Source organism: Methylobacterium sp. CCH7-A2, assembly GCF_001557075.1.
Lineage (GTDB): Bacteria > Pseudomonadota > Alphaproteobacteria > Rhizobiales > Beijerinckiaceae > Allobosea > Allobosea massiliensis.
In genome coordinates this window covers 1-8,908 of the sequence record NZ_LSKN01000286.1, presented here as the reverse complement: position 1 = coordinate 8,908, position 8,908 = coordinate 1, and the positions used below count along the sequence as shown (strand labels likewise).

General features: G+C 68.0%; 14 protein-coding genes. 9 read left to right on the top strand and 5 right to left on the bottom strand.

Annotation, left to right across the window (positions count from 1 at the left end; translation table 11 throughout):
• Positions 1-242 precede the first annotated feature (242 nt).
• Positions 243-737: an outer membrane protein assembly factor BamE gene (locus AX750_RS21215; RefSeq protein WP_245282482.1), complete on the bottom strand. Its 495-nt coding sequence runs from the start codon at positions 735-737 to the stop codon at positions 243-245.
• A gap of 142 nt (positions 738-879) precedes the next feature.
• Here AX750_RS21215 and AX750_RS21210 point away from each other — a divergent pair, with 142 nt between their 5' ends.
• The 7 genes from AX750_RS21210 to sugE all read left to right on the top strand — a co-directional run bounded on the left by AX750_RS21210 (position 880) and on the right by sugE (position 5,621).
• Positions 880-1,413 (top strand): ubiquinol-cytochrome C chaperone family protein, encoded by a 534-nt coding sequence (locus AX750_RS21210; RefSeq protein WP_066735609.1) that lies wholly within the window; start codon positions 880-882, stop codon positions 1,411-1,413.
• Positions 1,413-1,970: a DUF177 domain-containing protein gene (locus AX750_RS21205; RefSeq protein WP_066735610.1), complete on the top strand. Its 558-nt coding sequence runs from the start codon at positions 1,413-1,415 to the stop codon at positions 1,968-1,970. Before AX750_RS21210 ends, AX750_RS21205 begins: the two co-directional genes overlap by 1 nt.
• A gap of 115 nt (positions 1,971-2,085) precedes the next feature.
• Positions 2,086-3,177, top strand: coding sequence for a phosphate acyltransferase PlsX (gene plsX / locus AX750_RS21200; protein WP_082733218.1), 1,092 nt, complete (start codon positions 2,086-2,088; stop codon positions 3,175-3,177).
• Positions 3,178-3,187: 10 nt separating this feature from the next.
• A complete protein-coding gene (locus tag AX750_RS21195) occupies positions 3,188-4,165 on the top strand; it encodes a beta-ketoacyl-ACP synthase III (RefSeq protein ID WP_066735616.1) in 978 nt (325 codons plus the stop codon).
• A gap of 190 nt (positions 4,166-4,355) precedes the next feature.
• On the top strand, positions 4,356-4,670 hold the full coding sequence (locus AX750_RS21190; RefSeq protein ID WP_066735618.1) for an integration host factor subunit alpha: 315 nt from the start codon (positions 4,356-4,358) through the stop codon (positions 4,668-4,670).
• Between the two features lie 49 nt (positions 4,671-4,719).
• Complete coding sequence (locus tag AX750_RS21185) at positions 4,720-5,187, top strand: MerR family transcriptional regulator (RefSeq protein ID WP_066735632.1); 468 nt, start codon at positions 4,720-4,722, stop codon at positions 5,185-5,187.
• 119 nt (positions 5,188-5,306) lie between these two features.
• Positions 5,307-5,621, top strand: coding sequence for a quaternary ammonium compound efflux SMR transporter SugE (gene sugE / locus AX750_RS21180; RefSeq protein ID WP_066735621.1), 315 nt, complete (start codon positions 5,307-5,309; stop codon positions 5,619-5,621).
• 10 nt (positions 5,622-5,631) lie between these two features.
• Here the strand turns inward: sugE and AX750_RS26285 are convergent, their stop codons facing one another.
• Positions 5,632-5,802, bottom strand: coding sequence for a hypothetical protein (locus tag AX750_RS26285; RefSeq protein ID WP_156449921.1), 171 nt, complete (start codon positions 5,800-5,802; stop codon positions 5,632-5,634).
• 173 nt (positions 5,803-5,975) lie between these two features.
• Between AX750_RS26285 and AX750_RS21175 the strand changes: the two genes are divergently transcribed.
• Positions 5,976-6,479 carry a ferritin-like domain-containing protein gene (locus AX750_RS21175; protein ID WP_066735624.1) on the top strand — a complete coding sequence of 168 codons (504 nt, stop codon included), beginning with the start codon at positions 5,976-5,978 and terminating at the stop codon, positions 6,477-6,479.
• 60 nt (positions 6,480-6,539) lie between these two features.
• Here AX750_RS21175 and AX750_RS26280 read toward each other — a convergent pair whose 3' ends face one another.
• From AX750_RS26280 to AX750_RS21165, 3 genes are all read right to left on the bottom strand, one after another.
• Positions 6,540-6,683 carry a hypothetical protein gene (locus AX750_RS26280; protein WP_156449922.1) on the bottom strand — a complete coding sequence of 48 codons (144 nt, stop codon included), beginning with the start codon at positions 6,681-6,683 and terminating at the stop codon, positions 6,540-6,542.
• Positions 6,680-7,696, bottom strand: coding sequence for a LysR family transcriptional regulator (locus AX750_RS21170; RefSeq protein ID WP_082735192.1), 1,017 nt, complete (start codon positions 7,694-7,696; stop codon positions 6,680-6,682). Before AX750_RS21170 ends, AX750_RS26280 begins: the two co-directional genes overlap by 4 nt.
• Before the next feature lie 80 nt (positions 7,697-7,776).
• A complete protein-coding gene (locus AX750_RS21165; RefSeq protein ID WP_066734836.1) occupies positions 7,777-8,202 on the bottom strand; it encodes a DoxX family protein in 426 nt (141 codons plus the stop codon).
• 190 nt (positions 8,203-8,392) lie between these two features.
• Here AX750_RS21165 and AX750_RS21160 point away from each other — a divergent pair.
• On the top strand, positions 8,393-8,908 hold a 516-nt coding region (locus AX750_RS21160), incomplete at its 3' end, for a VOC family protein (RefSeq protein WP_197432854.1).

The following is an 8,908-nucleotide window of genomic DNA, read 5'->3' as shown; positions in this document are numbered from 1 at the left end:
GGGCCCCGCCGTGAACCCGGCGATCAAGATCACCAACATCATCGCGCTGCTGTTGCTGGCGATCCTGGCTCATAGCTGAGCCGCGCGGCCCATCGTGATGACACCGACCCCGCGGAGCGATCCGCGGGGTTTTTCATGTTGCGTCTACCGGTTGGCTGTCACGCAGCGACCGGTTCGCCCCAAACAACAAAACCTGCGGGGCAGGCCGCGGGTTTTGTCTCGTCAAGTCCGGTGGAAGAGGCTCACGCCCCCAGCGGGTTGAAGCGGGTCACGCCGCGGAAGAGGTTGCGCAGGAAGCTCTGCTCCTCGCCGCCGGTCGCGGTGGTGCGGCTGATGAAGTCGAAGATGACGCCGTCCTGCAGGCCGTAATTGGCGATGCGCTCGACCTTGAAGCCCTTGTTGAAATAGACCACCAGCACCGTCTGGTCGACGACCGAGAGATCCTGGAACTGGAAGCGCCGGCGTACGGTCTGGCTGATGTAGTAGAAGGTCCGGTTCCCGACCGTCGAGGTCGTCGACGGCGTACCCAGGATCGACAGCACCTGCTGCACGTCCATGCCGACCTTGATCTGCGCGATCAGCGCGTCGTCGGCGACGAAGCCGCGCTTGAACTCCTCGTTCATCCCCGCCGAGGTGGCGAGCTTGAAGCCGCCGGCATTGGGGCCGCAGGCGCCCAGCGCCAGGGATGTCGTCGCGAGGAGGCCGATGAGGGCGGTGCGGCGGGAGACGGCGATCATGCGGAGGGCATCCAGTGGCGCTGCGGCAATGGGCCGAGGCCCGGGCCGCTTGTCAAACGGGTGAGGGTTGGCGTAACGCCCGAGCATGGCTTTGGCAAGGCGACGGACCTCTTCCGCGCCGCCGGCCAGGGATCGCAACGTCATGTTCGGATGGTTCGGCAAGCGCGAGAGCAGGACGGCGCCGGTCGATGCGGTCTTCGCCCGCATCGCCGAGGCGTCGCGCCGCCCCGCGCTCTATCTCCAGGGCGGCATCCCGGACAGCTTCGAGGGCCGCTTCGAATCGCTGACCCTGCATGTCTTCCTCGTCCTGCGCCGCCTGCGCGAGCTGCCCGCGCCGGCCGATGACCTGGCGCAGGATTTGGTCGATGCCAATTTCGCCTATCTCGAACTGGGCGTCCGCAATGGCGGCGTCAGCGACATCGCCGTGCCCAAGCGCATGAAGAAGATCGGCCAGATGTTCTATGGCCGCGTCCAGGCCTATGAGGCGGCGCTGGTTTCGCCCGAGCCATCCGCGCTCGACGAAGCCCTGCAGCGCAACGCGACCGCCGAGCGCGGCGGGGCGGCCTATCTCGCCACCTATGCCCGCAGCATCCAGGCCCGACTGGCGACGCTCGATATCGACGGTGTGCTGAACCACCCGGAGCCGTTTCCGCCGCCGGCGGAGGAGAATGCGTGATGACGTCCGAAGCCCTGCCGCCCCTTCCGTTGAGCCGGCCCGTCCGCGTCGACGCGATCAAGCTGCGCGGTACGCCGTTCGCGCTCGAAGCCGAGCCGCAGGAGAAGGCCGGCATCGCGACCATGCTCGATCTGCCCTCCGTCGAATCGCTCGAGGCGCGCTACATGTTGTCGCGCAGCGGCGAGCGCGTGAAGCTCGAGGGCACGATCAAGGCCGCCTTCCACCAGACCTGCACGGTCACGCTCGATCCGTTTCCGGTGACGCTGGAGGTGCCGCTGAAGCTCGATTTCGCGCCCGAGGAACCGGCCGAGCCGCGCCGGCGCGCCGCCGCCGACGACTCGGGCGAGATCGATATCGAGGTGCGGCTCAACGAGGACGATCCGCCCGAGCCCATCGTCGACGGCGCGATCGATCTCGGCGCCGTGACGCTCGAATTCCTCGCGCTGGCGCTCGATCCCTATCCCCGCAAGCCCGGGGCGGTTTTCGCAGAGCCTGCCCCGGAAGAGCCGCCGGAATCGCCGTTCGCCAAGCTGGCGCGGCTCAAGCGCGACAGCTGACGGCCCGTTCCCCCTCTCTGGAAGCTTGCGGCGGGCGCCCAAGTCGCTATTGTCCCGCCCGCATCGAGCCGCCCCGGACTGAAGGTCGGCCGCTCCTGGGATCAACCATCACTCCATGACACGACCGGTTACAATCGCGCTCGATGCGATGGGCGGAGACCATGGCCCTGCCATCGTCATCCCCGGCGCCGCGCTGACGCTGGAGCGTCGGCCCGATGCGCGTTTCGTCGTCTTCGGGGACGAGGGCGAAGTCCTGCCGCTGCTCGACCAGCACCCTGCTTTGAAGGCCGTCACCACCTTCCACCACACCGAGGTCTCGGTGAAGATGGACGACAAGCCGAGCCAGGCGCTGCGCTACGGCCGCTACAAATCCTCGATGTGGCGCGCCATCGACGCCACCAAGACCGGCGAGGCCGACGTCACGGTCTCGGCCGGCAACACCGGCGCGCTGATGGCGATGTCGAAATTCTGCCTGAAGTCGATGCCCGAGGTCGACCGGCCGGCGATCGCCTGCCTCTGGCCGACGGTGCGCGGCGAGAGCGTCGTGCTCGATGTCGGGGCGACCATCGGCGCCGATGCCCGCCATCTCGTCGATCTCGCCGTGATGGGCGCAGCCATGGCCCGCGTGATCTTCGATCTCGACCGCCCGACGGTCGGCCTGCTGAATGTCGGTGTCGAGGAGATCAAGGGCGTCGAGGCGGTCAAGGAGGCGGGGCGCATCCTGCGCGAGCTGAACCTGCCGCATCTCAGCTATCACGGCTTCGTCGAGGGCGACGATCTCGGCAAGGGCACGGTCGATGTCGTCGTCACCGAAGGCTTCACCGGAAACATCGCGCTGAAGACGGCCGAGGGGACCGCCCGCCAGATCAGCTCCTATCTGAAGGCTGCGATGGGTCGCTCGCTGATGGCCAAGATCGGCTATCTCTTTGCGCGCGGCGCCTTCGCCGCCCTGAAGGACAAGATGGATCCGCGCAAGGTCAATGGCGGCGTGTTCCTCGGCCTCGAGGGGATCGTCATCAAGAGCCATGGCGGCACCGACGCCGTCGGCTTCGCCAGCGCCACCGAGCTCGGCTACGAAATGGCCCGGGAGAACCTGATGGCCAAGGTCCGCGAAATGGTCGCGGCATCGGCCCGCCAGGAAGCGTCCGCGCGCCAGGAGGCGTCCGCCCAGCAGGAGGCCGCGGCACGGTCAGCCGCGGCCCATTGAGGACACCGGTTTGTCGATTTTGCGTTCATGTATCGCGGGCTGCGGCTCCTATCTGCCCGCGCGCATCGTCACCAATGCCGAACTCGCCCAGCGCGTCGACACCACCGACGAGTGGATCATCCAGCGCACCGGCATTCGTCAGCGCCATGTCGCGGCCGAGGACGAGACGACCTCGATCATCGGGCTGAAGGCCGCGCAGGCGGCGCTGGCCGATGCCGGCATGGAGCCGGCCGAGATCGACCTGATCATCGTCGCGACCGCGACGCCCGACCACACCTTTCCCGCGACCGCGACGCAGATCCAGGCCGCGCTCGGCATTGCCGGCGGGGTCGCCTTCGATCTCCAGGCGGTTTGCTCCGGCTTCGTCTTCGCGCTCGCGACGGCGGACAAGTTTCTCAGCACCGGCGCGGCCAAAACCGCGCTCGTGATCGGCGCCGAGACCTTCTCGCGCATCCTCGACTGGGAGGACCGCACCACCTGCGTGCTCTTCGGCGACGGGGCGGGGGCGGTCGTGCTCAGGGCCGAGCCGGGCGAGGGCACGCTGGCCGATCGCGGCGTGCTCGCGACGCATATCCGCTCCGACGGCCGCTACAAGGACAAGCTCTATGTCGATGGCGGGCCGGGCTCGACCAAGACGGTCGGCTTCCTGCGCATGGAAGGCAAGGAGGTCTTCCGCCACGCGGTCCAGAACCTCGCCGACACGGTGCGCCACACCTTCGCGGAGACCGGGCTGAGCGGCGCCGACATCGACTGGTTCGTGCCGCACCAGGCCAATCGGCGCATCATCGACGCCACCGCCGACAAGCTCGGCATCGGCCATGACCGCGTCGTCGTCACGGTCGACCGGCACGGCAACACCTCGGCGGCCTCGATCCCGCTGGCTTTGTCCGAGGCGCATCGCGACGGCCGCATCCGCCGCGGGCAGCTCGTTCTGATCGAGGCCATGGGCGGCGGTTTCACCTGGGGGTCGGCCTTGATCCGGTGGTGACCAACGACAGCGAGAAAACTGTCATATTTTCCGGATTTTCTCGCGGTTTCAGCTGAATTTCAGCGTCACGGCGTTTCGGCGCCTGTTCGAGCATTGACCCGGCTGCGGGCTGCGCCTAGCGTTCATCGTCCGGAATGGCGAAAGGCAGGTGGCAGACCCGCCGGCCGAGATAACGCCTTGGAGGATGTGGATGGCGGGGCACACGGTTACGCGGGCGGACCTCTGCGAGGCGGTGTATCAGAAGATCGGCCTCTCGCGGACGGAGTCGTCCAAGCTCGTCGAGGCGGTGCTCGACGAGATCTGCGACGCGGTGGCGCGCGGCGAGAACGTCAAGCTCTCTTCCTTCGGTTCCTTCGTCGTGCGCGACAAGGGCGAGCGAATCGGGCGTAATCCCAAGACGGGCGTGGAAGTGCCGATCGAGCCGCGCCGCGTGATGGTGTTCAAGCCTTCGAATGTGATGAAGGCGCGGATCAACGGACAGACGAGCGAGAGCGAAGACGCGTGAGCCGAAATCAGTGAGCCTGGAGTTCCACACCGGCGAGACAGAGGCCGACATGGACACCAAGAGCCCGGATGCCTTCCGCACCATCAGCGAGGTCGCTGAAGACCTCGATATTCCCCAGCATGTCCTGCGCTTCTGGGAGACGCGCTTTCCCCAGATCAAGCCGCTGAAGCGCGGCGGCGGCCGGCGCTATTATCGCCCGGACGATGTCGCCCTGCTCAAGGGCATCCGCCGCCTGCTCTACGGCGAGGGCTACACGATCAAGGGCCTGCAGCGGATCCTGAAGGAACAGGGGCCTCGCCATGTCCAGGCCATCGGCCGCGGTGCGCCGATCGGGCCGCCGCCGGCGGGAGCCGCCAAGGCGCGCGAAGGCGTCGGAGCTCAAGCGGCGCAGCCCGGCCGCGCGCCGGTACCGCCCGGGCTCGACGACATCACCCTGCTCACCGCCGTCCTGGCCGAACTCGGCGAGTGCAAGCGCATCCTCGACCGCGCTTTGCAGCCGCCGGCGGAACTCGCCTGACGCCGCCGGTTGAAAGCGCCTGGCCCCTGTCCTAGATCGGGAGCGGGGACGACCCCGGCGCGACGGCGCCTGTCTGGTCCGGCGTGGACGACCTCGCCATTTCGACGCGGAGCGCCGTCATGGCCTGGCTCTATCTTTTCATCGCGGGTCTGTTCGAGGTCGGTTGGGCGATCGGCCTGAAATATACGCAGGGCTTCACCCGCCTCGTTCCAACCGTGCTGACGCTCGCCAGCATGGCGGTCAGCCTCGGCCTGCTCGGGCTGGCGCTCAAGAGCCTCCCGGTCGGCACCGCCTATGCGGTCTGGACCGGCATCGGCACGGTCGGCACGGCCATCCTCGGCATCGTCCTGCTCGGCGAGCCTGCGACGGCGCTACGGCTGGCCTGCATCGGTCTGATCGTGGCGGGCATCGTCGGTCTCAAGCTCGTCGCCTGAGCGCGCGGCATCACTGCCGGCGCCACTCCGCCGGCCAGTAGCCGCCACGCTCAAGCGCGACGATGAGGACGATGACCGCGAGCGTCACCGCCAGCGTCATCAGCCGGGCGTTCCAGGGCGTGCCGCGGCCGATCAGCCAGATCAGCGTCAGGCCGATCATCAGGGGTATGATCATCTCCATGGCGGGAGCCTAGAGGAAGCAGCCGCGCCGCGAAACCCGGGCCGCACCGCCTGGGGGCCTCCGCGAGCGGAACACATGGCCGGCGCGCACGTTCGTTCGACAGGAGCGGCGCATCCGGTGCCCGGCGGCGCCGCACGCTCTTTCCGACGATCCCGAAACCGCAGGAGACCGCCATGGGACTGTTTTCCAAGGACATCAAGACGATGGACGACCTCTTCGTCCATCAGCTCCAGGACATCTACTACGCCGAGAAGCAGATCCATAAGGCGCTGCCGAAGATGATCGAGAAGGCGACGGATCCGACCCTCAAGCAGGGGCTGACGGCGCACCGCACCGACACCGAAGGCCATATCGCCCGGCTCGAGCAGGTCTTCAAGCAGCATGGCGCCGAGGTGAAGGCGGTCGACTGCCCGGCCATCGACGGCATCCTGAAGGAGGCCGACGAGGTCGTGGGCGAGGTCGCCGACAAGCGGGTGCTCGACGCCGCCATCGTCGCCGCCGCGCAGGCGGTCGAGCATTACGAGATCACGCGCTACGGCACGCTGACGGCCTGGGCCAAGCAGCTCGGCCGCGAGGACTGTGCCGCCCTGCTGCAGCAGAACCTCGACGAGGAACATGCTGCCGACGAGAAGCTGACCAAGCTCGCCGAGACCGGGATCAACCGCAAGGCGGCCTGATCCGGCTCTTGCCGACCTCGGAACGACCCGCGACGGAACCCCGTCGCGGGTCGTTCCGCGTCAGGTCGGATTGCCCGGATCGCCGGGCGGCACCTTCGGTGGCTTGTCTCCGAAGCGGCCGCGCGCCCAGTAGCCGGCCAAGGCGAGGCCGGGCGGGATCGACAGCAGCAGAAGCCAGGTCAGGCCGTTCAGCTCGCCGCTCATGCCGCCGGAGCCTGCGAACCGTGCTCGCCGTCTGCATGGCGCGGCGACAGCGGGAACTCTCCTTCGATGAGCGGCTTCATCCGCCCGAGCTCGCCGGCCATGTAGTCGAGAAAGAGGCGCACGCGGGGCGAATGGCGCAGATCCGGATGGGTCAGCAGCCAGAGATCGGCACCGAGCCCGTCATCGGGCGGGGCCAGCCGCGTCAGAGCCGGCTTCCGGTCGGCGATGAAGCAGGGCAGGAAGCCGATGCCGATGCCGGCCTCGACGGCTTCCGCCTGTCCCAGCACCGTATTGACCTTGTAGACGATCCGCTCCGGCGCGACATGTTGCGCCAGATAGCGTACGGCCTTCAGCCCGGAGAAGCTGTCGCCCAGCGAGACCCAGGCGCGCTGCCAGAGGCTTTCGATGGGGACGGGCTCGGCGCCGGTGAAATCGACGGCTCGGCCATAAAGCGCCCAGGCGATCCGGGCCGCCTTCCGGCCGACCAGCGTCTCCGGCGGATTGTCGGTAGCGCGGATGGCGACATCGGCATCGCGCTTCGAGAGGTTCAGCGCCTGGTTGCTGAGCAGCACGTCGAGCCGGATGTCGGGACACTGGCCGAGGAAACCGGCGAAGACGGGCGTCAGCAGGTCGACCAGCAGCGTGTCATTGGTGGTGACGCGCAGATCGCCCGCGGGCTTGATCTCCTGGCCGGCGAGCTTGAGGGCGAAGGCGCTGATGTCGCTGTCGACGCGCTCGGCGAGCTGCGCCATCTCATCGCCGGCCGGCGTCGCGACATAGCCGCTGCGATGGCGCTCGAAGAGCCTGACGCCGAGCGCCTGCTCGATCTGGCCGAGACGTCGGAACACGGTCGAATGGTTGAGGCCGAGCGCAGCGGCGGCAGCCGGGAGGGCGCGGCGCTCCGCGATCGCCTTGATCAGGCGGAAATCGTCCCAGGCGAGGGTCTGCGGGCCGGTGCGCGGGCCGGCGGCGGAGGGGGACTTGGCGGAGGGGGGCTTGGCGAAAGCAGGCATCGCCGCACTCTCCGACAGGACATCGCCGCCTTCAAGGCCGGGAGGCCTTGAAGGCGGCGAGGGGTTCGCGGCGGGCGGCGTCAGGCGGCGGCGGGGGTGCCGAGGGCCGGCAGCCGGGCAGACTTCAGGGCCAGCGCGCCGTCGCCGAGCAGGCCATGGGCGAGGGCGGTCAGGGCCAGGAAGGCCGGATATTCCCAGCCGCCATTCGGCGCATTGAAGACCCAGCCATTCGGAGCGTGGACGAAGAGTGCGCCGAGCAGGATCGGCAGCAGCAGCAGCGAGACATAGCGGCCGTAGAAGCCGACGAGGATCGCGAGGCCGCCGATGAGTTCGGCCAGGATGATCGGCCAGGCGAGGAACGATGGCAGGCCGACCTGCCCGAGGAAGCCGGCGAAACCGGCCGGGGTGAAGATCGCGATCTTCAGATAGGCATGGGCGATGAACATCAGGCCGAGCGCGATGCGAAGGCCGAGCGCGGCATAGGGAGCGAGGCGTGTGTCGATCATGGGGGCAGTCTCCTGAACGGGACCGGGCTGGTCTCGCCCCAAGAGATCGCTCTCGCATCGACGCAATGCAAATGGCTTGATCTCAATGTCGACATTGCGAATGAGCAATGGTGTTGCGCTGGCTTTTCGGCGCCGTCGGTCCAATCTCAGCGGCAACGGGGCGCCGCCCCGGTTCGAAAGGACCACCGCCATGCAGATCAACGGCATTCATCACGTCACGGCGATCGCCGGTCCGGCCCGCCGCAATCTCGAGTTCTATGGCCGCGTGCTCGGCCTGCGCCTCGTCAAGAAGACCGTCAATTTCGACGATCCGGGCACCTATCACCTCTATTACGGTGATGCCGCCGCGGCGCCGGGCTCGATCCTGACCTTCTTCCCCTGGGAGCATGCGGCTCAGGGCCGCCTCGGTGTCGGCGAGACGCAGGAGACGGTCTTCCGCGTGCCGGAGGGCGCGATCGGCTACTGGGCCCATCGCCTCGTCGAGCACGGCGTGCCCCATGACGTGCCGGTGAAGCGCTTCGGCGAAACCGTGCTGGCCTTCCGCGATCCCGACGGGATGCGGCTTTCGGTCGTCGGTGTGCCCGGCATCGAGGCCGAGCCTGCCTGGGCCGAGGGCGGCATCCCGGTCGAGCATGCGATCCGTGGTTTCCACTGTGAGATCGCCTGCAATGTTGGGTCTGACTCAATCTCGCTGCAGATAAGCGGT

Coding starts and splice junctions, on each gene's coding strand:
- AX750_RS21215 (WP_245282482.1), bottom strand. CDS start 737: ATGATCGCCGTCTCCCGCCGCACCGCCCTCATCGGCCTCCTCGCGACG.
- AX750_RS21190 (WP_066735618.1), top strand. CDS start 4,356: ATGGCGGGGCACACGGTTACGCGGGCGGACCTCTGCGAGGCGGTGTAT.
- AX750_RS26285 (WP_156449921.1), bottom strand. CDS start 5,802: ATGGAGATGATCATACCCCTGATGATCGGCCTGACGCTGATCTGGCTG.
- AX750_RS26280 (WP_156449922.1), bottom strand. CDS start 6,683: ATGAGCGGCGAGCTGAACGGCCTGACCTGGCTTCTGCTGCTGTCGATC.
- AX750_RS21175 (WP_066735624.1), top strand. CDS start 5,976: ATGGGACTGTTTTCCAAGGACATCAAGACGATGGACGACCTCTTCGTC.
- AX750_RS21210 (WP_066735609.1), top strand. CDS start 880: ATGTTCGGATGGTTCGGCAAGCGCGAGAGCAGGACGGCGCCGGTCGAT.
- sugE (WP_066735621.1), top strand. CDS start 5,307: ATGGCCTGGCTCTATCTTTTCATCGCGGGTCTGTTCGAGGTCGGTTGG.
- AX750_RS21185 (WP_066735632.1), top strand. CDS start 4,720: ATGGACACCAAGAGCCCGGATGCCTTCCGCACCATCAGCGAGGTCGCT.
- plsX (WP_082733218.1), top strand. CDS start 2,086: ATGACACGACCGGTTACAATCGCGCTCGATGCGATGGGCGGAGACCAT.
- AX750_RS21170 (WP_082735192.1), bottom strand. CDS start 7,696: ATGCCTGCTTTCGCCAAGCCCCCCTCCGCCAAGTCCCCCTCCGCCGCC.
- AX750_RS21205 (WP_066735610.1), top strand. CDS start 1,413: ATGACGTCCGAAGCCCTGCCGCCCCTTCCGTTGAGCCGGCCCGTCCGC.
- AX750_RS21165 (WP_066734836.1), bottom strand. CDS start 8,202: ATGATCGACACACGCCTCGCTCCCTATGCCGCGCTCGGCCTTCGCATC.